Origin of the sequence: Paenibacillus sp. NPDC057934, from assembly GCF_042887565.1 — a bacterium.
GTDB lineage: Bacteria > Bacillota > Bacilli > Paenibacillales > Paenibacillaceae > Paenibacillus_AQ.
The window spans coordinates 297,938-322,283 of record NZ_JBHVPB010000009.1 but is presented as its reverse complement, the minus strand read 5'-3'; the positions used below and the strand labels follow the sequence as shown (position 1 = coordinate 322,283).

25 protein-coding genes and 1 pseudogene are annotated in these 24,346 nt (G+C 43.8%); 24 read left to right on the top strand and 2 right to left on the bottom strand.

The genetic code is table 11. From position 1 onward, the window contains the following. The first annotated feature begins 74 nt into the window (after positions 1–74). Together ACFVRY_RS21920 and ACFVRY_RS21915 are read left to right on the top strand one after the other, a co-directional pair. Positions 75–440, top strand: a complete 366-nt coding sequence (locus tag ACFVRY_RS21920; RefSeq protein ID WP_387502425.1) for a MarR family winged helix-turn-helix transcriptional regulator — start codon at positions 75–77, stop codon at positions 438–440. 16 nt (positions 441–456) lie between these two features. Then, positions 457–1,458: an LLM class flavin-dependent oxidoreductase gene (locus ACFVRY_RS21915; RefSeq protein ID WP_387502424.1), complete on the top strand. Its 1,002-nt coding sequence runs from the start codon at positions 457–459 to the stop codon at positions 1,456–1,458. 182 nt (positions 1,459–1,640) lie between these two features. Here the strand turns inward: ACFVRY_RS21915 and ACFVRY_RS21910 are convergent, their stop codons facing one another. Next, positions 1,641–2,540, bottom strand: coding sequence for a LysR family transcriptional regulator (locus tag ACFVRY_RS21910; RefSeq protein ID WP_387502422.1), 900 nt, complete (start codon positions 2,538–2,540; stop codon positions 1,641–1,643). Between the two features lie 164 nt (positions 2,541–2,704). Between ACFVRY_RS21910 and ACFVRY_RS21905 the strand changes: the two genes are divergently transcribed. From ACFVRY_RS21905 to ACFVRY_RS21885, 5 genes are all read left to right on the top strand, one after another. Further along, on the top strand, positions 2,705–4,150 hold the full coding sequence (locus tag ACFVRY_RS21905) for a CoA transferase (protein ID WP_387502421.1): 1,446 nt from the start codon (positions 2,705–2,707) through the stop codon (positions 4,148–4,150). A gap of 76 nt (positions 4,151–4,226) precedes the next feature. Further along, on the top strand, positions 4,227–5,294 hold the full coding sequence (locus tag ACFVRY_RS21900) for an NAD(P)H-dependent flavin oxidoreductase (RefSeq protein WP_387502420.1): 1,068 nt from the start codon (positions 4,227–4,229) through the stop codon (positions 5,292–5,294). Positions 5,295–5,311: 17 nt separating this feature from the next. Then, positions 5,312–5,701, top strand: coding sequence for a tautomerase family protein (locus tag ACFVRY_RS21895; RefSeq protein ID WP_387502418.1), 390 nt, complete (start codon positions 5,312–5,314; stop codon positions 5,699–5,701). 356 nt (positions 5,702–6,057) lie between these two features. Further along, on the top strand, positions 6,058–6,441 hold the full coding sequence (locus tag ACFVRY_RS21890; RefSeq protein WP_387502417.1) for a VOC family protein: 384 nt from the start codon (positions 6,058–6,060) through the stop codon (positions 6,439–6,441). A gap of 181 nt (positions 6,442–6,622) precedes the next feature. Next, the gene (locus ACFVRY_RS21885) at positions 6,623–7,834 is read left to right on the top strand and encodes an MFS transporter (protein WP_387502415.1); all 1,212 of its coding nucleotides are present in this window, start codon (positions 6,623–6,625) and stop codon (positions 7,832–7,834) included. Positions 7,835–7,932: 98 nt separating this feature from the next. Here ACFVRY_RS21885 and ACFVRY_RS21880 read toward each other — a convergent pair whose 3' ends face one another. Beyond that, positions 7,933–8,409 carry a GNAT family N-acetyltransferase gene (locus ACFVRY_RS21880; protein WP_387502414.1) on the bottom strand — a complete coding sequence of 159 codons (477 nt, stop codon included), beginning with the start codon at positions 8,407–8,409 and terminating at the stop codon, positions 7,933–7,935. A gap of 241 nt (positions 8,410–8,650) precedes the next feature. Here ACFVRY_RS21880 and ACFVRY_RS21875 point away from each other — a divergent pair. The 17 genes and pseudogenes from ACFVRY_RS21875 to ACFVRY_RS21795 all read left to right on the top strand — a co-directional run. Next, positions 8,651–8,740 (top strand): annotated as a pseudogene (locus ACFVRY_RS21875) (LysE family translocator); the annotation flags it as partial. A gap of 215 nt (positions 8,741–8,955) precedes the next feature. Then, positions 8,956–9,534 carry a TetR/AcrR family transcriptional regulator gene (locus ACFVRY_RS21870; RefSeq protein ID WP_387502413.1) on the top strand — a complete coding sequence of 193 codons (579 nt, stop codon included), beginning with the start codon at positions 8,956–8,958 and terminating at the stop codon, positions 9,532–9,534. 169 nt (positions 9,535–9,703) lie between these two features. Continuing rightward, positions 9,704–10,558 carry an aldo/keto reductase gene (locus tag ACFVRY_RS21865; RefSeq protein WP_387502412.1) on the top strand — a complete coding sequence of 285 codons (855 nt, stop codon included), beginning with the start codon at positions 9,704–9,706 and terminating at the stop codon, positions 10,556–10,558. 342 nt (positions 10,559–10,900) lie between these two features. Further along, the gene (locus ACFVRY_RS21860) at positions 10,901–11,575 is read left to right on the top strand and encodes an SDR family oxidoreductase (RefSeq protein WP_387502411.1); all 675 of its coding nucleotides are present in this window, start codon (positions 10,901–10,903) and stop codon (positions 11,573–11,575) included. Between the two features lie 360 nt (positions 11,576–11,935). After that, positions 11,936–12,508: a TetR/AcrR family transcriptional regulator gene (locus tag ACFVRY_RS21855; RefSeq protein WP_387502410.1), complete on the top strand. Its 573-nt coding sequence runs from the start codon at positions 11,936–11,938 to the stop codon at positions 12,506–12,508. A gap of 79 nt (positions 12,509–12,587) precedes the next feature. Beyond that, positions 12,588–13,202 (top strand): cysteine hydrolase family protein, encoded by a 615-nt coding sequence (locus ACFVRY_RS21850; protein WP_387502409.1) that lies wholly within the window; start codon positions 12,588–12,590, stop codon positions 13,200–13,202. A gap of 235 nt (positions 13,203–13,437) precedes the next feature. After that, a complete protein-coding gene (locus ACFVRY_RS21845) occupies positions 13,438–13,974 on the top strand; it encodes a hypothetical protein (protein WP_387502408.1) in 537 nt (178 codons plus the stop codon). Between the two features lie 105 nt (positions 13,975–14,079). Next, on the top strand, positions 14,080–14,628 hold the full coding sequence (locus tag ACFVRY_RS21840) for a hypothetical protein (RefSeq protein ID WP_387502406.1): 549 nt from the start codon (positions 14,080–14,082) through the stop codon (positions 14,626–14,628). A gap of 489 nt (positions 14,629–15,117) precedes the next feature. Beyond that, a complete protein-coding gene (locus ACFVRY_RS21835) occupies positions 15,118–16,146 on the top strand; it encodes a sensor histidine kinase (RefSeq protein WP_387502405.1) in 1,029 nt (342 codons plus the stop codon). Positions 16,147–16,159: 13 nt separating this feature from the next. After that, complete coding sequence (locus ACFVRY_RS21830; RefSeq protein ID WP_387502465.1) at positions 16,160–16,789, top strand: response regulator; 630 nt, start codon at positions 16,160–16,162, stop codon at positions 16,787–16,789. Positions 16,790–17,041: 252 nt separating this feature from the next. Then, a complete protein-coding gene (gene msrA, locus ACFVRY_RS21825; RefSeq protein ID WP_387502464.1) occupies positions 17,042–18,082 on the top strand; it encodes a peptide-methionine (S)-S-oxide reductase MsrA in 1,041 nt (346 codons plus the stop codon). 60 nt (positions 18,083–18,142) lie between these two features. Then, positions 18,143–18,604: a DinB family protein gene (locus ACFVRY_RS21820; protein WP_387502404.1), complete on the top strand. Its 462-nt coding sequence runs from the start codon at positions 18,143–18,145 to the stop codon at positions 18,602–18,604. A 133-nt stretch (positions 18,605–18,737) separates the two neighbouring features. Beyond that, positions 18,738–20,501: a methyl-accepting chemotaxis protein gene (locus ACFVRY_RS21815; RefSeq protein WP_387502403.1), complete on the top strand. Its 1,764-nt coding sequence runs from the start codon at positions 18,738–18,740 to the stop codon at positions 20,499–20,501. Between the two features lie 299 nt (positions 20,502–20,800). Then, positions 20,801–21,415 (top strand): cysteine hydrolase family protein, encoded by a 615-nt coding sequence (locus tag ACFVRY_RS21810; RefSeq protein WP_387502402.1) that lies wholly within the window; start codon positions 20,801–20,803, stop codon positions 21,413–21,415. A 40-nt stretch (positions 21,416–21,455) separates the two neighbouring features. After that, positions 21,456–22,415 (top strand): aldo/keto reductase, encoded by a 960-nt coding sequence (locus tag ACFVRY_RS21805; RefSeq protein WP_387502401.1) that lies wholly within the window; start codon positions 21,456–21,458, stop codon positions 22,413–22,415. A 15-nt stretch (positions 22,416–22,430) separates the two neighbouring features. After that, positions 22,431–22,862, top strand: coding sequence for an organic hydroperoxide resistance protein (locus ACFVRY_RS21800; RefSeq protein ID WP_387502400.1), 432 nt, complete (start codon positions 22,431–22,433; stop codon positions 22,860–22,862). A gap of 153 nt (positions 22,863–23,015) precedes the next feature. Then, entirely contained in the window at positions 23,016–24,341 is a 1,326-nt protein-coding gene (locus ACFVRY_RS21795) for an MFS transporter (RefSeq protein WP_387502399.1), read from the top strand. Positions 24,342–24,346: the final 5 nt, after the last annotated feature.

The window sequence follows — 24,346 nt, the reverse complement described above, 5'->3', positions numbered from 1 at the left end:
GAGGTGGTAATATCGTTAGGAAATGTTCTGACCGTGAAAAGGTGTTTTATCGCTTGCATGTACTAAATAAAGAAATGAACCAAGCATTTAACGCACAAGTTAACACGAGCTGCACCAAGCTGGAAATACTAGACTACATTCATGATCGTGGCGAGCTTAGCCAGCCTGATTTGCAAGCGTTGATTGGTCTGGATGCTGCTGCCATTACAAGGCATTTACAGCAGCTCAAGCAGCAGGAATTGATAACAACTCGCAAGAGCGAAGCCGACAAGCGCATTACGCTGCTTTCACTAACCAACCTTGGCGAAGCGGAGCTGACAGAGCTGTGGCAGCGCAGTGAGGAATTTTACCAGAAGATGACTGATGATTTTTCAGACGCTGAAATTCAGGCACTGACTGACTTTATTGAGCGTATATCACGCAATGTACACAAGAAATAAGGAGGCTTTACAACCTATGACAATCCGCAGCACACGTTTATCGATTCTTGATCTGGCGCCGGTAATAGAGGGCAAGACGCCTGCCGATTCTTTTCGCAATTCCATTGATTTGGCACAGCATGCGGAGAAGTGGGGTTACCACCGCTATTGGCTGGCCGAGCATCACAATTCACTTGGTGTAGCCAGTTCGGCTACTTCATTGATTATTGGGCAGATCGCTGCCAATACAACCAAAATTCGCGTAGGTTCAGGAGGCATCATGCTGCCTAACCATGCCCCGCTGGCGATTGCTGAACAATTTGGTACGCTGGAATCAATGTTCCCGGGACGGATAGATCTTGGCCTCGGCCGTGCGACAGGTGCTGATTCTTCGGCTATACGCGCACTTAGCAGAGGCTTATCTATCAACAGTAACGATTTCCCCCTACAGCTGAATGAGCTTCGTTCCTATTTCAATCCAGCGCTTGGCGGCGCGGCACCTGGTGTCAGAGCTGTGCCCGGCGAAGGCTTGGATATTCCAATTATTTTACTCGGCTCCAGTGACTTCAGCGCACAGCTGGCAGGTCAACTGGGCTTGCCGTTTGGGTTCGCGAGTCATTTTGCGCCCGATTATTTGCTGCAGGCTCTGGAACTGTATCATCGGCAATTCCGTCCTTCCGCAGCACTGGAAAGCCCGTATGTCATTGTTGGTGTCAATGTAGTAGTCGCTGCTACCGATGAGGAAGCGGAGTGGCTGGCAACCTCGCAACAAATGCAATTTTTAAGCATACTGCGCGGCAAGAACGGACGCTTGCAGCCACCGACTGACAAGCTGGATGAAATGTGGAATGCGCAGGAAAAGGCGGTAGTCCAAGGCAGAATGCTTCGCTATTCCGCGGTTGGCAGTCCGGAAACGGTGCGACGCAAGCTTGATGCTATCGTTGAACAGACAAGAGCGGATGAGTTGATTGCAGCAGGCATGATCTATGACGATCAGGCAAGATTGCGCTCGTTTGAGCTGCTTGCAGATCTATTCTAACCAAGCATAGGAGCTCAATCGGATCGAATTCGTCGACGATAACTCGCTCAAACACTAATAGACAATTTGTAGCGTATGATATCGGCGAAAGATCGTTAGGACAATAGGCGGATTTTTGCGTTTCATCAGTTTAATTGTGAGCGCAATATAGCGATGGTTTCGCTGATATTAGATCCATGGCGTTAAACGCCATGGATCTTTTCTATTTCCGCTGATGCATCCAAGAAACCTAATACCCTAATAAATTCACTGAATGCGCATGTTTTAGCGATATCTTTATGATAAATGAACTTTGTCGAGACCTTAGCGTATTCATTTGGCAATGCGAACTGTTTGATATTCTCATCCTGATGAAGATGTTCTGCAGCGGATTTAGTTAATAGAGAAATACCCAACCCAGCTTTAACACAACCAATCAATCCATCCAAAGTATTTAATTCCATTAATTTTGATGGAGTAATTCCCTTAGATTTTAACCACTTCTCAAATATATCTCTGTAAAAACACCCAGACTCAAATACGATCATTGTTAGATTCTTAAGCTGGTCAAAGTTTAAGTCGGAAAGAATACTTTTCTTCGCAATGATAACCAGTTCTTCCTCAAAAACCTCCAGTTCCATTAACTCCGGATGATTGATTTCCCCTGCAACAAAGGCTCCATCAATCTCACGATTCAATGCAGCTTTTATAAGGTCTTCTGTGGTTCCGGTTCGAAATGATAATTCTACCTGAGGGCACTGTTCGTGATAAGTCGATAAAATAGTGGGCAGCCGTGTTGCAATAGTTGTCTCCATAGAACCTATAGATAGGGTTCCGCTTGGGAAATCGGTGCTTTTTAATGTTTTTTCGGCTTCATCCATCAATAGCAGAACTTGTTCGGCGTAAGATAAAAGGATTTTACCCGGAGAAGTAAGTGTGACACCATGTCTGTGACGATAAAAAAGTTTATTTCCATAGAATTGCTCAAGCCGCTTCATTTTTGCCGTTACATTAGATTGACCAAAGTTCAAGTTCTCCGCTGTTTTTGTAATATTCCCCTCTTTAGCAACTTCTTTAAAAACACGCAGATCTTCGAGATTCATTCAACTCTCTCCCTAACCATTCAATTATTAAAAATAATGATGTTAAACAACAAAAAGCATCATTTTACTAGATATTATATCAGATTTATAATATTCCTAGGAGGCGTTTAAACGAATTTTTTCTAAGAGCCACAAATCATATTCCATCCAAGGAGTGACCCAACATGAGTACTAAGGCAGGAAAAACAAATGCATTTGATGAACTGATGGCCATTCGGGCTGGAGATAACCTTACAGAGGGGGAAGTTACCTTTACCGGTGAAGATCCGTTGTTTGAAACACCATTTCGGATCGGGGAAACGATAGCTGATGCATTAGCTGCACGAGCAATTGCAGCGAATGATTTATGGGAGCTTCGCACCGGCAGAAGGCAGGCGATCAACATCAATGTGAGGGCTGCCGCGGCTACGTGCCTCGGGGGAGAAGATATGACTCAAAAGCGCAATGCCAATGGTCAGTATCAGCCTATTTCTGTATCAGAAGACGTGGAACACATGGTAGCACTTACTCAACCATGGAAAACAGCGGATGGCCGATGGTTCGTGCCGCACTTTAACCTCCCACATCTTGAACGACGAGTTTTGGATGTATTGAAATGTGAACCTACACCAGAATCGGTTGCCGCAGCCGTAAGCCAGTGGAATGCCGACGATCTTGAAGAAGCTATAGCTGCAGCAAATGCCTGCGGAGGAATTGTTCGTACTCCAGAAGAATGGCTTAAGCATCCTCACGGCGCATACCTAGCTACACGTCCTGTGGTCGAAATCACCAAAATCGCTGATGGGGAACCAGAACCACTTCCTCTTGGTGGCTCAGAGCCGTTATCTGGACTTAGAGTATTAGACTTAACCCGTATCTTGGCAGGCCCTACTGCGGGAATCGGGATGGCCGAGCATGGTGCAGATGTACTAATGGTCACAGCTCCCCATCTTCCTCAGGTAGCAGGCTTCGTTCGTGATACAAGCCATGGGAAGCGCAGTTGCTTCCTGGACATTAATAAAGCTGATGAAGCTGCGAAACTTAAAGAGTTAGTACGAGAAGCTGATGTATTCATTGAAGGTTATCGTCCTCATAGTCTGGAAGCCCACGGCTTTGGAGTAGAGGAGCTTGCAAAGCTTCGACCAGGCTTGATCTACGTAAGTGTGAATTGTTACGGTTCTGGAGGACCTTTTGCTTCACGCGCCGGTTGGGATCAGGTGGCCCAAGCGGTGACTGGTGTCAGCTATACGCAAGGGAATGCTATAGAGGCTGGTCAACCTAAGTTGACGCCCGTGTATTTATGCGATTTTCTCACTGGATTTCTTGGCACATTCGGTGCTATGGTGGCATTAGCGCGTCGAGCTAAGGAAGGAGGCTCCTACAGGGTACAGGTATCATTGTGTCAATCATCCATGCTCATTCAGAGACAAGGATTATTGGAACACTTTAAACCTGCCCCAGGACAGTTGTCGCAAGAAGAGTTTGAATCATATGCTGTATACGACAATAATACCTCCTACGGAGATTTAAAAAGCTTAGGAGCTGTGATTCGAATGAGCGAGACCCCTCCTCAGTGGTCTAGAACTACTCCGGCGCTTGGTAGCGATAAAGCTGAATGGTTACCGCGATAAAGTAAAATTTCTTCATATCCATTGGACGGTATAAAAAGGGAATCAAATTAAACACAATAACGGGGGGCGTTCATCGGTGTTTGAAACGGGGTTAACACGTACGCTTAACATTCAATATCCACTATTCCAAGCGCCGATGGCAGGGGGGCCCACAACTCCTGACTTAGTAGCAGCTGTTTCAAATGCTGGAGGTTTGGGCAATCTAGGAGCGGGATACTTAACGCCGGAGCAGCTCCGAAGTACGATTCAAAAGATCAGAGAACTCACAGATAAACCTTTCGGAGTAAATTTATTTGTACCTGAGCAACCGGAAGAAAGTAAAGAAGCAGTTGTTCAAATGATGGATCATCTGAGCAGATACCATGTCAGATATGGAATTGCTCAAAATCCCTTGACCCTTGAATCTTTGGAACTCTTTGAGGAGCAAGTGCAAGTATTGCTTGAAGAGAAGGTTCCCGTGTTTAGTTTTACATTTGGTATACCCCCTCAAGACGTGATTCAAGCTATGCAGCAGAATGGTACAGTCGTACTAGGAACTGCAACCACAGTTGAAGAAGCTAGGCATTTAGACTTGGCTGGTGTGAACGCAATTGTTGCTCAGGGCTATGAAGCAGGAGGCCACCGGGGCACCTTTTTAAAAAAGGTTTCTGAATCTCTGATTGGCACCATGGCTCTTGTTCCACAGGTTGTTGATCACGTGTCGGTTCCGGTCATCGCATCCGGGGGCATCATGGATGGAAGGGGACTTGTTGCCAGTCTCGCTTTAGGGGCTGGAGCTGTACAGATGGGTACTGCTTTTCTGGCGTCTTCAGAGAGTGGTGCCCATGAAGCGTACAAACAGAAGATCCTTTCGTCCAATGAGGACTCCACTGAAATTACATCTGCATACTCTGGAAAAGCAGCAAGAGGTATTCGCACAAAATTTATGAGTGACATGGATCAATATTCCGGAACAATCCCTGCCTACCCCATACAAAACGCGTTGACGCGAGAAATTCGACAGGCAGCTGCGAAAGCGAACGACCCTGAGTATATGTCGCTGTGGGCAGGACAGGGGCTTAGGTTAGTAGGCGGACAATCTGCAGAAGCGATCATCAAGCAAACCATCGAGCAAGCAATTCGCGTGCAAAAGAGATTCCAATAAAGAAGGAGATAACCTATATGCCGTTACTTCGTTTCGATCTTATTGAGGGACGCGATAAAGCAGATCTGAAAAAGCTTTTAGATGTTGTTCATAATGTAGTCGTAGAGGTATTCGACGTTCCCGAGCGGGATCGTTATCAAATTGTTCATGAACACCCTGTAGAGCATATGATTATTGAAGATACGGGGCTAGGACTTAACCGTACAAATAATGTAGTTGTTCTATCCATTGTCAGCAAAGCCCGACCAAATGAGAAGAAACAAAAACTCTATTCCTTACTATCCGAACGGCTAGAAATTGAATGTGGCATCGCACCAAGCGATTTAATGGTCAATATCGTAGAAAATACGGATTCTGATTGGAGTTTTGGTCTAGGCGAGGCCCAATTTTTAACCGGTAAGTTATGAGGGGAGAAAGATAAAGGAGACGATTAAGAAACCGCGCCTAGCGTGGTTTTTTTATTTTAGGGGGAGGAAGTATAATTTTAATAAAGTGGATCACCAAAACAACTTTCTGTGCGTTATATTTGGCTAATCAAAATATAATGAAAGCACTTGAATTTTTCTGAGTAGTATATATAATGATAATTACTTTATAAAGTATCTTTATTATGTTGGAACGAGTTCGTTGCCAATGCATCCAAATGAATAAATTATGGAATAATCACACGAAGAGTGTGTCTGTGTTACCCAAATGAACTTATCTCAATTGAGGGGTTATGAATTCTTACGTTAGTCCAATTCAGTAATGAGGAGCGAATGAAATGAGAATAGAACATGTCGCCATGTATGTGAATGATTTGGAGTTTCACAAACAATTTTTCATCAAATTCTTTAACGCCAAATCCAATGAGCTATACTATAACTCCAAAACAGGACTAAAAACGTATTTTCTTACATTCGATCAGGGAACGAGACTAGAGATAATGAGTAGACCGAACCTGACTGATGAGGATAAGGAGTTGCTGCGTACTGGATTTACCCATTTGGCGTTTAGTGTAGGGGGCAAAGAAAAAGTGGATCTATTGACAAAGCAGCTAAAAGAAGCTGGTTATTCTATCTTAAGTGGACCGCGTACAACGGGTGATGGTTATTATGAAAGTTGTATTTTAGGACCGGAAAATAATCAAATTGAAATTACTGAATAACTAAATCCCTGAGGGCTCTTTTGCTGCTGGTGTGCCCTGTAGAGTAATTAGTCCAATCACAGAATCGGATAGTATGCTTTTTAAACAGGAAGTCCTGGCTGATTGCAACATAATTAAATAGATAACACATCGCTAGATCACAGATCACGACAAAGTAATTGTATTAGGAGAGGGTTTATCTATGGCAACCTGGTTTTTAATTGTGATCTACCTTGCTTTTATTAGTCTCGGTCTTCCGGATTCTCTGCTGGGCTCAGCATGGCCCGTTATATGGCCAGAAATCGGTTCTTCTCTGGGCTCGGCAGGACTGATATCTATGATTATTGCTGGAGGAACAATCGTTTCCAGTCTGGCAAGCGGAAGAATGATTCAACGTCTAGGCACTGGAAAGATCACTTTATTCAGTTGCCTACTTACCGCAATCTCATTGCTTGGTTTTTCTATGGCCCCCTCAATGTTTTGGTTTATCGTATTAGCCATTCCACTTGGTCTTGGGGCAGGCTCGGTAGATGCAGCATTGAATCATTACGTTGCTGAGAACTACAAGGCTCACCACATGAACTGGCTACACTGCTTCTGGGGTGTAGGAGCAACCATGGGGCCGATCATCATGGCCACTTATATGGCGGGTCAGCATTCATGGAGAGGCGGTTATGCGGCAGTAGCCACTATCCAGGCCATTCTTGTCCTAATTCTTTTTGTAACTTTACCTTTATGGAAGCGTGTGGCTGCAATCCGGGATTTAGAGAATTCAGAGCATACCGTTCAAGACATACATCGTGAAGAAAAGACAGAAACCACTCTCCCAATAAAGGTGCTTCAATTGAGGGGAGTTAAACCTTCACTGCTTGCATTTCTCATGTATTGTGGAGTAGAAACGACTGTTGGGCTATGGGGAGCAAGTTACCTGGTGGGGACAAAAAATGTTACAGCAGAAGTGGCTGCTGGGTGGATTTCTTTGTACTACGGAGGCATTACCATTGGAAGGTTGATCACCGGTTTTATCACGTTGAAAGTACACAATCGACTGTTAATCCGTTACGGACAACTCGTAACCGTTGCAGGAGGAATCATTCTATTGATCCCGTTCTCTGCATCATTTTCCATGTTGGGATTCATTCTAATCGGACTCGGACTCGCCCCGATCTATCCAGGACTTTTGCATGAAACACCTGCTCGGTTTGGAAAAGAGCATTCAGCAAAATTGATGGGCTACCAGATGGCCGTCGCTTATAGTGGTACTACGCTTTTACCACCTTTATTCGGACTCCTTGCAGCAAAAACTAGTACTGACTTGTTCCCACCCGTGGTACTTATTCTATTAGTTCTCATGCTATTCAGTGTAGAGACTGTCAATCGTTTACTAAGCAAACCGGACAAAGTTAGTGGGTAAGAACCATACAAAAATCCGATTGCCCATTAAACGTGTTGTCTGTTACAAATAGAAGGGGCTTCATTACAACATTACCTGCTTTCTATAGATATATTTGATTATTTCAATGCTTTTATATACCACGCATTCATAGCAGAATGTTCAGAACCTGACAGTGGTTCATTTAGAAGTGTAAATCCAAACTTTTCATATAATTTACATGCTGCTTCTAATTCATGCTGGGTTTCCAAATAGCACTTTGTATAATGTTCTGAGGCAAATAACAAAGCTGTTTCCATGAGTTTTCTTGCTAATCCTAAACCTTGTGCCTTAGGGATTAAGTAAAGCTTTTGCAATTCGCACACTTGTTCATGTTCGTTGAACGGAGCTATACCAATACCACCAACAACTTCGTTTTCCATTTCTACTACCCAGTAGTTTGCATGTTTACTATTATTATAATAGTGATGAAGGTCGTTAAGTTGAGGGTCAAAGTAAGCTGTTCCAGGAATGTCTAGGCCAAGCGATTTTAATGAATCTTGTATTACTTTTTTGATTTTTGCATTGTCTTCATTGTTCATTTCCCGAATCTTCATATATTATCTCCTTCAATTAGATGTTAATACAATATGCGTAATTAGATTTTAAAAGTTGACTTAGTCCACGTTTAGGAGATACAGTTATGTTAATGCTAAATGTGGACTAAGTCAACAAAAGTCAGTAGAAAAATCTTTCTTGTTAACAAAAAAAGTAGGGGGAATACTGAGTAAAATGATGAAGATAAATTAGACAGTAGCATGGCTTGTTCGATAAATATCAATGATCAGTAACTTCGCATACGGCGTTTTCGGTATCATAAGTGGCTCTTTAATCCATACATTGTTAGTTGCTTTCGGTTTATCAATTATACTGACAAAACAAATTCAACCTTTAGTCCAGCTGAAGCAAATAAGCAAAATATCAAGAAAATATATGTACAATGGATGTTAACAAGCCTTACGAATCCCAAAGCACATGTCAGCAGCCAACGGATTATGAGCGGCTTCTTTTTTTGTTTGAATTTGAGGGTAATCTGAGATCATCAGTTGATGTAATATATGCGCTTTGATACACTATGAGGACAGAATTATAGAGATTGGTAGGTGTTTGAATTGATGATATCGCGTAAACCTGCGCGGGAGCGTATCCTAGAAGTGGCTTGCGATTTGTTTTATCGCAAAGGGATACGTTCGGTAGGTGTTGATACGATTGTTGAGCAGTCTGGAGTTGGCAAGGCGACGCTTTATCGCCATTTTCCAACCAAAGATGATTTGATAGCTGCTTATCTCGTGGAATTGGATAGACATGATTGGAAACAATTTGACGAGATTATTGCGAAGCATGAGGGATCTCCAAAAGAGCAATTGTTGGCTTTTATCGACGCTATTACGGATACAATGATGAGTCCCGATTATCGTGGATGTGCTTTTTCAAACGCTCTTGCGGAATTCCCTGAAGAGAGCCATTTTGTCAAGAAATTGACTGTTGAATATAACGATTCAATGCTTTTACGCTTGAACCGACTGACGCAGCAGGCCGGTGCGCAAGATGAAAATTTGACGGATCAACTTATGATTGTGATCACTGGAGCACTGTCGTTAGCTCATGCACTGGGCTCTGCCGGTCCGGCATCCCAACTTAAAGCACTCGCAACACATTTGATCAACTTCCATGTGGCTTGAAACCTGGATGGAGAGAGCAAACTAATACACCCCTTAGAATAAACATTGAATCTAATGTTCATTCTAAGAGGTGTATTTTTTATGATAAGATCTCGAGTCTCTTGACATAGAACAAGACGTATTGTATTCTAAAAACGAAACAGAACAGTTCTGTTTCGTTCGATAGTGTATGAACACCAATGTTCAAAAAACAATCAAAGGTAAAGGGGATACAATTATGTCAAAAAATATTTCTGCGGCGCAAGCGGGCACTATTTCAATAGGTGATTTCACTGTCAATCGAATCGGCTTGGGCACAAACCGCATCACTAACACACCGGATGCACACAATTTACTGAAACGAGCCCTTGAACTTGGCACTAATTTTATTGACACAGCACATCTCTATGGTGATGGAGAGAGCGAGAAAGGTATTGCCAGCGCACTTGCACCTTACGGTAACGGCCTATTGGTGGCTACAAAAGGTGGGGCGAATGGGAATGACCCCCAACAATTACGAGGCGAGTTGGAAGATAGTCTGAAGAGGCTCAAAGTAGACCGAATTGACCTTTATCAACTCCACCGTGTAGACGCTAATATTCCACTGGAAGCGACGATGCAGTTACTTAAAAGCTTCCAAGATGAGGGGCTTATTAAGCACATCGGCTTGTCTGAGGTAACAGTTGAGCAGCTTCAACTGGCAATGCAAATAGCACCGATAGTGAGCGTTCAGAACGAATACAATGTGTTCAATCGCAAATATGAAGCACTTGTAGACTTTTGTACTGAACACCAGATTGTCTTCATTCCTTGGTTTCCTTTGGGTGGCTTGTTTGGCGACACTGCCAAGGTAGAAGAACGAGTAGCAAGTATCGCCCGCAAATTGGATGTTACAACGCAGCAGGTGGCATTAAAATGGCTACTTCAGCGCTCACCAATAATTCTACCAATTCCGGGAACACTTTCTCCTATTCACTTGGAAGACAATCTGCGTGCAGCCACTCTCGAACTAAGCGAGGAAGATTACGCAGCTCTCACAAACTAATATTTAGTACGAATACATCTATGTAAACATTGCATAGGTTGTGTATGGATGACTTGCTTTAATCAATAAATCAAATAAGATGATATTAGGAGTTGTTCAAAGGTCCAATAAGGACTTAAGGGCAACTCCTTTTATTAAATTGCGAGTAGTCAACTTGACTTTTTTGAAAGATGATCATTTGACTTTAAGCGAACGATCATTTATTATTCATTTGTGAGAATATAATAATTTAAACTTAACTTAATATAAACGAATATTCATTTATATATGTAATTGCTTGTTTACACATCTAATTCATAACCGATACAAGACTAATATAGTTTTTAAAGAAAGGGTGTCAATATGAAAGTAATCTTATATGGTGCAACAGGTATGATAGGACAGCTAGCACTAAGAGAAAGTCTATTAGATCCAGAGGTAGAGCAAGTCGTTGCAATAGTTCGTAAGTCAACGGGAAAACAGCACCCCAAATATCAAGAAATAGTGTTACCTGATATATCAGACCTTGCTTCTATAAAGGAAAAAGTGACGGGTTTTGATGCGTGTTTATATCTAATCGGTGTTTCCTCAACAGGTATGTCCGAGGCTGAATATACACGTATCACCAATGAAATGACAATAAAGGCTGCTAAGCAATTATTGCAGCTAAATCCAAGTATGAAAATAATCTACGTTTCTGGAATGGGTGCAGATAGTACAGAACAAGGAAAAGAGATGTGGGCACGAGTAGAGGGCAAAACGGAAAATACATTACTGGGTATGCCTTTTGAAGCTGCCTACATGTTACGTCCGGGTGCAATTTTACCCATGCATGGTGTTCGTTCAAAAACAACACAGTATCGTATACTATACAATATAATCAAACCATTAAATCCGTTGTTAAAACGAATGAAGTCGGTAGTAACTTCTGAACAATTAGGTCAGCTCATTTTGCATTTAGCTAAAAAAGGGACAACAAAAGAAGTTCTAGAAAGAGAACAGCTAAAAAAACTAGCATTATCAATTCAGAGGAAATAAAATGTAACTCCCAAGGAGATTTTCACCCCAGAAAACAAGGGTTGCGAACATTCGCAACCCTTTGAGATCTTTATTTAAAATAAATACGCTAAAATACCAATTCCCCCGACTAACAATGCAATAATAAAGAGTACACTCCCCGCAACCACCACTAATTTTCGTTTTTCCGGGTCATTCGCCGAATTCGCATTTCACAGAATTTTGATACTCTATATAGTTCACTTCCCATAGTCTTCCTTCTTATCCGCTATGTATGTATAGAATGAATATTGACTACACTTATTCAAGAACGATCGGTCAATATTTATCTTGACCGATCGTTCTCAATGTGATAAATTTGCTTTGAAAGGAGAGAGAAGGATGCCTAGGACAAAGGAATTTGATGAAGATGCCGTTTTGCTTAAAGCCATGGGGTTATTCTGGGAACAAGGATATGAGAAAACATCCATGCAGGAACTAGTATCACACATGGGAGTTCATAAAGGGAGCATGTATGATACTTTTGGCGATAAGAAAACCTTGTATATCAAAGCATTAAAACGCTACAGCGAAAAGTTAGAGCAATCGTCTAAACTTCGAATAGATGGACTTTCTGCTCAGGAAGCCATTCGATTGTTGTTTGAAAGGGCAATTCACCCAGGGGAAGAATTTCCTTCAGGCTGCTTTATAGTGAATACCGCGGTTGAGTTGGCAAAACATGATTCAGAGGCAAGAAATTGTGTTCATCAGTTCTGGGACTATACGGAACAGTTAATACGTGACCTTATAATAGAAGGTCAACAATCGGGGGAACTTTCCAAGACACTCAACGCGGAATGGTTATCTCAATATTTTAACAATTCACTGATCGGACTTCGCGTTATGGTTAAAACTATAACGGACACAGAAAAATTAAGACAAATAATTGAAATGAATATGTCGGTATTAAAATGATGATACTTTAATGATTTTATAGCGATGTTCATTTAAATGAATGATGCTGAGTGATAACAATAAAAAGGAGTGCATACCCATGACAAACGTGTACGACAAAACAACAACAGGTCTTCTTTTGGTTGATCCTTATAACGATTTTTTGTCAGAGGAAGGCAAACTTTATCCTCGGACGAAAGAAGTATCGGAATCCGTAAACATGATTGATCATTTAAAGCAGACCGTTGAAGGTGCTCGTAAAGCCGGCATTCGTGTTTTTTATGTGCCTCATCACAGATCTGAGCCAAATGATTTTGATACCTGGCTGCATCCAACGCCTTATCAACTTAAAGCAAAACAAGGTCAGGTGTTTGCTAAAGATTCATGGGGAGGGGAGTTCCATCCAGATTTCCAGCCTCAACAAGGCGATGTAATTATTAAAGAGCATTGGGGCAGCAGTGGATTCGCGAACACAGATCTGGATCATCAGCTAAAAATGCATGGCGTGCAAAAAATTATCGTTGTCGGTATGTTAGCCAATACTTGCATCGAAGCGACTGCGAGATTCGGCATGGAGCTCGGCTACAATGTTACGCTTGTCAGAGATGCGACATCAGCTTTCACAAAAGAAGCGTTGCATGCGGCGCATGAAATCAACGGCCCAACATTTGCCCATGCCATACTCACAACAGAAGAACTACTTGCAAAACTATAAGGACTGATTTAGAATATGTGATTCTGACCGGCATCATTGCAGCGATAATTCTTTCAACGGGTAGTTGGAAGGATTATCGCTATTCGTTTTGTGAAAAACTTGGCTTGCGGAAGTTTATCATTTGATAAACTAATCCCCTGAATATGAGGGGATACTCTTTTCTAATTCTTGAATAAACCCGTCTATGCATTCTCATAATAACGAAGAATAAAAATTAAAGAAGGAGGCTGTTTGAATGCCAGTGATACGCCAAGATCTTACGCTTACCCAATCCGTCTGTAGCCATGTTATCGACGTTCCTGTTGAGAAAGTCGATATTGGGAAGTGGTTGTTCTCACTTTCCGATGCTGAATATCAACGATGCTGCCCCCCTGATCATATTGCAGTAGGTGTTACTCAAACGGAAGATGGACGTCCAATGTCTATCAATGTGGAGACAATCGGCACCAGTCTCGCGGTACAGCATTATGTTGGAGAGATTGTTAATAAAGATTTTTGCCGGCTAGTCTCTACATCCGACATCTTCCTTACGAACGGAAGAACGCAAATGCAAGTCGTATGGGAGCTTAGCGCAAAACCCATTAATGGCAATCAGACAGAATATACGAATTCTGTGAGATCACACCCTACCGAGGATTTTTTGAAAACCATCGAAAGTCAGGGATTATCCTTCGAAGAGGTCGCAAAGGCTAGGCAAAAAATCGTAGAGGATCATAACGAACGCGAAACGCCCCTTTTTGCAGAAAGCATCGAACGTTCTGCACGCAAGTGATTTTATGCATTAGTTCGTATCATGCCTTCAATAATGTACTCACTATGAAGGGTTCCATGACTAAGAAAAGGGCGAAAACATTACTTTAAAATTGGGGGCTTGCTTATGTCCAAGATTCGCGAAGACCTAACACTCGCAAAATCGAGCTTTAGTCACATCATCGACGTTCCGGTGGAAAAAGTTGATATCGGAAAATGGATGTTCTCGCTTTCTGAGCCCGAATATCAACGTTGCTGTCCTCCAGATCATATTGCGGTAGGAACAACCACGACGGAAGATGGACGTCCAATGTCGATAAACGTAGAGAAAATCGGTACCAGTCTCTCGATCCAGCATTATGTTGGAGAGGTCGTCGAAAAACACAAATGCCGGATGGTCTCCACGACTGATATTTTTATAACGAATGAGCAACGAACGCAAATGCAAGTCATATGGGAGCTTAGCGTAAAACCCGTCAACGCCAATCAAACCGAATTTACGAATTTTGTGGTCACTCATCCGTCGGAACATTTATTGAGTATTTTCGAGAGTCAAGGACTCACGTTTGAGCAGGCGTCTGCATCCCGTCAAAAAATATCGGAAGATCACAACAGACGAGAGGCGCCGCTGTTCGCAGAAAGTATTGCACGCGCTGCACGTGAGGAAGTGCATTAGAAATTAGGAGCATGAGAGCCGAAGGGATTCAACTCCCATGATTCCTCTAACTTTCAGCGTGCATTTCATTAACAAGAGCCTTCTCTCGATTGGTAACTCTCCCCCCAAAAAAGCCATCGTCAGTGGAATTTGACGATGGTTTTTTTGGGGTTTATTAAAATATGAACAGTTTGAAATGCTAATAGTTTTGTAGATATTCCTTGGCAGAACTAAGAAGCCTATCATATACTAGCGATTACAAGAAATCACAACTCTATGAAGGGAAGAACAACATCTATGCTTCAAGATGAGAAATTTATAAAAAGGGGCCCCCCTCCATGGAAACTCTTTTTCGGGCTTAAGCTCATACTGGGACTGCTCGTCTCTGGTATTTTTTATTTTGAGACGTCAATTGAAGTCTTTTGGCGCTTCAGCTTCTTTGTATTTTCAGTTGCTGTGTTCCTGCTCGTTAATCTCTTCTATTCTAGGGCAGAGAAGCGGAAAAAATGGATGTTTCACCTGCTGATTCTGGATTTTCTGGTATCCGCTGCTTATGGATATATTTTTATCGGTGGACATTTTCCGAATCAGCTATTTGTCGGGGTTACAGCATTGGCGATCCTCATGTTCTTCAACAATTTTCGCATGCTTATCATAACTTGCATTTTTTTGCTGATTCTCTACCTGGTGACAATGGGTAGTGTGGACTGGTATTTATATAAGCAGTTTGACAGCATGAGCTATTTCATTACCTGTTCATTCATTATATTTGCAGGTATTGTCAGTACACTGATCCATTTCTATCAGAAGGCGCGGAAGGATACGTTGAAATTATACGAGCAATTGATGGAGTCTCATGAGCATCTTCAGGAGTATGCAATCAAGGCGGAAGAATGGGCAGTCTCCAGGGAGCGTGTACGGATTGCCCGCGAAATTCATGATACAGTCGGCCATACGCTGACGAGTCTGATTGTGCAAATGCAGGCCGCCCGCAAGCTGAGTCAGGTAGATGCCAAGCGCAGCGAGAGTGTCTATCTGGAATGCGAGGACTTGGTACGTTCTGCTCTTCAGGAGGTCCGGTTTGCAGTCCGGACGATCAGGGACGAGCCGGTCCAGCCGATGTTTTTGCATGAAAGCCTGGACAAGCTGTCGGTGGAATTCACGAAATATGCGGAGGTTGGGACCCGCTTTGAGGTCGAAGGCAGCGCTGTGATGCTGCCGGGCGAGCTTCAACTTACTGCATACCGCATTGTACAGGAATCGCTCACAAATGCCAAAAAGCACGCCGATGCCGCACATGCCCTCATCCGGATTGGCTACTCAGAGAGTGGCTTCTCGATCTGCATCAGCAATGACGGTGACGTGCCAGATGAAGTCAAGCCGGGCTTCGGATTATTGAATCTACAAGAGAGAGTAAAGGAATGGAATGGCCGGGTAACCTTTGGAAAGGATGACCATATGCAGTTTGTGGTCCAAGCGAATATTCCTTACCCAAATACACATACGGGGGGACAGGTTCTTGAGAGTACTGGTAGTTGACGATCAGCGGCTCATGCGGGAGGGTCTGGCGACCATCCTTAATTTAGAGCCAGGTATAGAAGTAGTTGGAACAGCCATCGAAGGACGGGATGCATATGCCAAGGTAACAGAATTGCGGCCCGATGTCGTATTAATGGACATTCGTATGCCAGGCATGGATGGCGTGGAAGCCTCCGAGCTGATTCTCAGGCACTTCCCCGAGACGAAAATATTGATTTTGACCACATTCGATGATGCAGAACTGATACTGCAGGTCCTGGAGAAGGGTGTGCATGGTTATTTGCTGAAGGACATGCCCTCTGAGGCTATCGTCAGCGCTATTCAAGCGATATACAATGGTGGAACGGTCCTTCAGCCTGATATTACGGCCATGCTGCTGAAGGAATTGAATAAAACTCCAGCTGTCACACCCATGCAACCCCCACTGCTGAATGCAAATGGCAATGAACTGCTTGGAAGTCTGACTGATCGGGAGAAGGAAATCCTGGCTTTATTGGGTCTGGGCCTGAATAATAAGGAAATTTCCGACCAGCTGTTTATTTCGGAAGGGACTGTCAAGAATCACGTATCCAGCTTGATGGCTAAGCTCGGGATGCGTGACCGAACGCAGGCAGCGGTATTTTCAGTACGTCACTTTAAGTGACCGGATAACATGACTTTTGGCAGGGGGGTGAAAATCCTCCTGTCAAATCGCTCAAAAAACAGTTTAGAATACATCAAATTCATGACAACCCGCACATTTGCTGCGGGTTTTTTCTTGATAAAATTCAAATTAAGAAAAAGGAGGTGGCTGGAATTGAAGTTCAAAAAAACTCGATATTTCATATTGCCCGTTGCTTTTACTGTCGTCATGGCTTTTTCCTTCTATAATGCACCTATTAAATCCACAAATATGATGGAGGGACATCAGCCTGTGAATATCGCTCATGCCAGTTCCACAACGAAATATGAAACCGCAGTTTTTGCAGGAGGCTGCTTCTGGCAGCTCGAGCCGTACTTTGAGGACCTCGAAGGCGTTCTGAGTGTGTCGGCTGGATATACCGGAGGTCATACTCAGGACCCGACCTATAACGAAGTATCTTCAGGAGGAACCGGACATCTCGAATCTGTGGAAATCCGCTATAATCCGAGTCAGATTTCGTATAACAAGATACTTCAGGTATTCTGGCATAGCATTGACCCTACGAATGCAAACGGCCAGTTTGACAACCTCGGTCCACAGTATCACACGGCTGTGTTCTATAACAGCGAGGAGCAAAAAGCCGCTGCTGAAGCTTCCAGAGATGCACTTGCTGCCTCCAGAAAATTTGACAAGCCAATTGTAACCGAGATTACGGCGGGAACTAAATTCTACATGGCGGAGGAAGAGCATCAAGACTATTATAAGAAAAATCCGATCAGCTATAGGATTACTCAGTTTGTTTCGGGCCGGGACGCCTATTTGGACCGTACCTGGGGAGCAGAACATACAGTAGCGGTCGCTGATCAGGTCGGCAACGAGAAGGACTTCAACAAAGCGGAGAGGCTAAAGGCATTGACAAAGCTTCAATACGATGTGACCCAGAACGACGCAGATGAGCGACCGTTCGAGAATGAATATTGGGATAACAAACAAGAAGGTATATACGTAGATATTGTTTCCGGTGAGCCGTTATTCAGCTCTAAAGATAAATTTGACGCTGGAACAGGCTGGCCCAGCTTTACACAGCCGCTAGACAAGGAGCATGTTCTGCTGAAAGAAAAACGGGGCTTATTCTCCGCGGGTACTCAGGTCAGAAGCCGAAACGCCGATTCCTTTCTCGGCGATCTGTTTGAGGATGGACCTGAGCCTACAGGACTTAGATATTGCATTAACTCGGCAGCACTCAAGTTTATTCCGAAGAATGAACTTGAGGCCAACGGCTACGGCGCTTATGCCAATCAATTCGAAGAGTAGTAATTATGGAACGATGTAGATGACTACATCGCAAGTTCACCATTAAGAGGAGGAATAAACATGAGAGCAGATTTTATTTTCGACATTTTGAAGAATCGTCATCATCAATTCGTAGAGCTGGTTGCCCAGTGTCCGGAGGACAAGCGTAATCTTATACCAGATGGCTTCAAGAACAGCATTCATTGGCATCTTGGTCATGTGCTTACTGTGACAGAGTTTCACGTGTTCGGTCTTTCAGAATTCGCACTGAATAAGAAGCTTCCTGCAAGCTACCAAGACTTTTTTGCTTATGGAACGAAGCCCGCAGACTGGCAGGGGGAACCACCAGCATGGGGTATGCTGATTGACCAATTAAGAAAGCAGCCGGACGAGATCCGGGAATTACTGGTGGATAAGCTGGACGTACCGGTAAAAGAAAACTTTTTGAAGGCCGAGACGTTTGGCGAGCTGATTATTTCCACGGTAATGCATGCGACTGATCATATCGGCTTTGTCAACGCCATGCTGAAGGCATTGAAATAATCATCCGATTCTGAACCATGACAGCAGTTCAAAGGGGACTTTGGACTGCTGTTTTTGATCATCCGAGTTCATTAGGATATATAAAATACTACATTTGGGACTGGAGCTCAAGGAGTTTTACGGGGGGATAATCATGAAAACAAAAATAAATCCAAGACAATGGCGGTTTACCATTAGGAATAAATTATTGGTCATCGCATTCGCAATCCTGATCATTCCGGCATTGCTCATAGGCAGCATGAGCATCTGGATTTCAGCACGTGAAAGCGATTTGGAGACGGAGACTAATCTCCGAAACACAGTTCATATGGCTGCGGAGCTTATCGATTCGTTCGAGGATGCCACGGGGAAAGACACATTAAGCAAGGAAGAGGCGCAAGAGAAGATGAAGCAACTGCTTCTTGGGCCAAAGCAGCCGGATGGTACACGGACAATCAATACAAATATAGATATTGGCGAACACGGGTATTTTTTTGTTTTAAACGACCAGGGTGATCTAGTTGCCCACCCGACACAGGAAGGGGAGAGCTTTTGGGACAAGCAGACCATTGACGGCTTTTATCATATCCGGGATATGCTACATAAGGGGCAGCAGTCTGGAGGTGGAGTTACCTTATACAGGTGGCCGCTACCCGACTCGGGAGCTAACGCTAAGAAAATTGCCTATTCGTTAAGGGAACCAGACTGGGGATGGACGATTGTAGCTGGCTCCTATACTAAGGATTATAACGCAGGACAGCAACATATAGTCCAAGCCACTGTGTATTCGCTGCTGGGTTGTATTATAGTTGGCGGGATTATCGTTATCTTGCTTGCGAGGAATCTTACCAGGCCACTTGTCCAGTTGACGCTACAGGCTAAACTGGTAGCCGCGGGCGACTTGACACAAAGAGCGATTGTCATACATAGCCGAGATGAAATTGGCGACTTGTACACTTCATTCCAAACCATGCATAACCGATTAAGAGAGATGACGCAGGGACTGCTGTCCCATGCTGATGCCCTTTCATCGGCCTCCCACGACTTGTCCGTCACTTTCGGGGAAACGACATCTGCGACAGACCGAATTTCCGTATCTGCACAAGAAGTAGCCTTGAGCAATGAAACGCAAAAAAGAAGTCTGCAGGTGAGCACCTATACGATGGAGGAGTTGTCAGCCAGCGCACAGCGTATCACATCCACCTCATCGACCGCCTTTGAAGCTTCACAAGTTACTTTAAGTCACGCTGAACATGGAAATGGGCTGATAACACAGTCAGCGGAGCAAATGCTTGCCGTATCCATAACGGTAGGCGACCTCTCACTGATCATTAATCAGTTGAACGAGCGGTCACATCAGATTGGCGAAATTATTGATGCGATGACGAACATTTCGTCGCAAACCAATCTGCTCGCTCTGAATGCAGCGATCGAGGCTGCACGGGCCGGCGAGCAGGGTAAAGGATTTGCAGTTGTTGCGGATGAGATCAGAAAGCTAGCGGAGCGCTCCAGGACATCTGCAATTGAGGTCACTGAACTGATTCAGGCAATTCTTATCGACATTAATAAAGCCGCAACTGCTATGGATCAAGGCGAGCAAAAGGTACAGGCTGGCGTTGATTCCATCCAACACTCGGGGGAGGCTTTCCAAAGAATTCTGTTAGCCACACGCAGTGCTGTGTATCACGTGCAGGAAACCTCTGCTGCAGCCGAACAAATATCCGCAAGTGCCCAGGAGTTCAATGCTTCCCTGCAAGAGATCGATCACATGGCGGTTCGGTCCAACGATCTGGCACAGACGATTTCCACCTCCACGGCGGGACAGCTCACAGCTATGGAAGAAATCTCAGCTTCGGCAGACTCGATGAGCCAGATATCTGAAGAAATGCTTCTGCTCGTCAAGCAGTTCAAGTTATAGGCCCGCAATTGGGAAACCAAATGATGATCTCTGGAATTTAAGAACGATCAGTAAAATTTATTCTTGACCGTTCGTTCTTAATATGTTAAATTTGCTTTAAAAGGAGGAGACAAATATGAGAGGACATCCATGCAGAGCCTAGTTCATAAATATTAAAGCATTCAGATAAGCTCCATAATGCTCGTATAGGAATTTACGTTATAGTAGAAACTACATCGGCAGAGAAATGACATTCAACTTATTGAAACAGTTCTGTCTGCATTCAATTAAATCTGATAAATCAGAAGGGGATTTTAGTCATGACAAAAGTATACGATCGCACAACAACAGGGCTCCTTTTGGTTGACCCTTACAATGATTTCTTATCACCCGAAGGCAAGAGTTTCCCTCGTGCTAAAGAAGTAGCAGACTCTGTCAACTTGCTCGAGCATTTAAAAGAAATTGTTAATGCTGTTCGGGAAGCCGGCATCCAAGTTTTCTTTGTTCCTCACCACAGATCTGAACCCAACGATTTTGAAAATTGGTTGCACCCAACACCGTATCAGCTTGGTGTTAAAGAAAGACAGACATTTGCTAAAGGCTCATGGGGCGGGGAATTCCATCCGGATTTTCAACCTCAGAAGAACGACGTAATTATTAAAGAGCACTGGGGTAGCAGCGGGTTCGCAAACACTGACCTGGATCATCAACTTAAAATGCATGGTGTACAAAAGATAATCGTTGTAGGTTTATTGGCCAATACATGCATCGAAGCGACAGCACGCTTTGGCATGGAGCTTGGTTATCATGTCACACTTGTAAAAGATGCAACAGCTGCTTTCAGCAAAGAAGCTATGCGTGTGGCGCATGAAATTAATGGCCCTACCTTTGCACATGCCATTCTAACAACAAAAGAACTTCTTGATGAGCTGTAATAGCTTATAGACCTTACTGTAAAAAGGGGAGAGACGTACCATGAAAACTGTTCAGCTAAAAAACACTAATATCCCGGCTGTAGCCCTAGGAACCTGGTCTTGGGGAACCGGCGCCAACGGAGGGGATGCAATCTTTGGGAATAACCTGATGGACGAGGATCTAAAACCCATATTTAATGAGGCAATGAATGCCGGATTGAATCTTTGGGACACGGCTGCAGTTTATGGCATGGGCGCTTCAGAAACGATTCTAGGAAAATTCATTCTTGGGAGAGATGATGTCCTGCTCTCAACGAAATTCACACCGATGGGAGACCAGTCAGACGATGCTGTTGAAGAGTCCTTCGCAGGAAGTTTAAAGCGCCTTGGCAAGGATCATGTCGATATTTATTGGATTCATAATCCGAAAAACGTTCGGCGTTGGACTTCCAAACTGATCCCGTTAATGAAAAGCGGAAAAGTCAGATATGTAGGTGTTTCTAATCACAGCTTAGAGGAGATTAAGACCGCGGCGGACATATTGGCACAAGAGGGACTTCAGCTCTCCGCCGTCCAAAATCATTACAGTCTACTCTATCGCTCCTCAGAAGAAGCAGGCATCATTGAGTATTGCAAAGCCAATGACTTGCTATTTTTCTCCTATATGGTATTGGAACAAGGGGCTTTGACCGGTAAATATAGTGCGCAGAATCCTTTTAAGGCTGGAACCCGAAGAGGAGACGCCTTCAATGAAGAAGTATTTTCCAAACTGGAAAATCTGATTGAAGTGATGCGAGAAATCGGCTTCCGGTATCAAGTCAATCCGGCTGAAATCGCCATTGCCTGGGCAATCGCTAAAGGAACGGTGCCAATTATCGGCGTGACAAAACCATCGCATATTGCCAGCGCTATTTCTGCTGTTGAGGTCAAATTGACGAATAAGGAAATAGAAGACCTGGAACAAGCTGCGAAATTGACCAATGTGGAAATTAGAGGTTCATGGGAAAATAGTATGATCTAAAGGAGGATATTGAAAATGGATAAAATAGAAAAGAAATTGTATACAGCTACTGTGATGGTGGAAGGCGGAAGAGAAGGCAAAGCGGTGTCTAGCGATGGCATCCTTAATATTGATTTAAAAGTTCCCAAGGAAATGGGAGGTCCCGGCGGAGACGGAACCAACCCTGAGCAACTGTTCGCAGCTGGATTTGCCGCATGTTTTGAAGGTGCGCTAGGTGTTGTTCTGAGAAAACATAGAATCAAATCGGAAGGCATAAAAATAACGTCACATGTTACGATCGGCAAGGATACAAATGACGGCTTTGTCTTATCAGTAAATATGGACATTGTTATTAAGGGTGTAGAAACGAGCAGTGCGAAACAAATCGTCGAGGAAGCTCACGATGTTTGCCCTTATGCCCGAGCAACCCGCGGGAATATCGAAGTCATCACGAACGTGGTGGGTTGATCTTAGAGCACGGATTGTAGAGTTTGCAATGGTTGCAAAATATAGTGCGTTGAATGGTTTGAAATTTAAGAACGATTATTTGAATTTATTTTTGAATGATCGTTCTTAAAAAGGTTTTGTTTAGCAAAAACAACATGATAGGACGGTATTCACATGAAAGACAGAATCGTCATACTGGTATGGACAATAGGCACGTTCATCGTCATCATGAACACGACGATGTTTAATGTCTCCATCCCAAGCATCATTCGGGATATCGGCGTTTCAGCAGACCTCGGCTCCTGGATTGTATCCAGCTACTCGATAGGCTACGCCTTGTCAACGGTCATTTATAGCAGGCTTTCCGACACGCTGCCCATTCGAAGATTGTTGTCAGTCGGGCTCACGATACTCGGGCTTTCTTCCGTCTTTGGTATATTCGCGAGCAGTTTTCACACGTTGCTAATCGCGCGGATCGCGCAGTCCGCAGGCGCCGGTTCGATGGCGGGACTCGGTCTCATCATCGCTAGCCGGTATGTTCCTTATGAAAGACGCGGCAGCGCGATTTCTATGATCTCTGCGGGATCTGCTATGGCATTCGGGCTTGGGCCAATTATAGGCGGGCTGATCAGCGAGTACCTCGGTTGGAACGGATTGTTCGCTATCACTTGTCTCGTGCTTGTACTTCTTCCGATTTTGCTGCGTTTGCTTCCTAAAGAGCAGCCTAAACCGTTTAAGTTTGATATCGCAGGTGCTCTATTGACCGTCGTGAATGCCGTGACCATTTTAACTGCCGTTTCGCAGCGCTCGATCTTTTGGCTGGGAGTTGGACTGTTATCTATTGCAGCCCATGCAGTCTATCTCAAACGTGCCAAGGCATCATTCATCAATCCAGCAGTATTGGCTATACCCGCGTATCGGAAATTACTTGTAGTTGGATTCTGCATTTTGTTCATGAATCTCGGCAATCTGTTTTTAATGCCACTTGCGCTGGCCAACCTGTTCGGCAGATCGCCGCTAGAAATCGGCTTTACGATCGCGCCGGGGGCCGTTTTATCCGCTGTTCTCACTAGTTTCGTAGGACGCTGGATCGACCGCTACGGAAATTTGCGGTTTCTGTTGATTGGGCAATTCATTTTAGCTTTGGTATTGATCGCTTTTTGGACAAACCTGGGTGTCTCTTCGGCTGTCATTCTCTTCGGGTATCTATTTTTCTCTCCGGCAGTCTCGACCTCATTATCGTCTTTAAATAACGAAACATCCCGTATTTTGCCTGCTGAGCTAATCGGCTCAGGTATGGGCTTCATGCAGCTGATTCAATTTTTCGGCGGTTCAGTTTCCGTTGCGGTTTGCGGAATGCTGCTTACTTTTCAAGATAAGGTTTCGCTCGTTTATGCCTATAAATATGTCTACGTAGTCTTGACTGTGATCAGTATTTGCTCATTAATCATGCTTTTGCGGTACTATGTATCCGGCCGTAAACAAGTCCAATCCAATTAATAAAA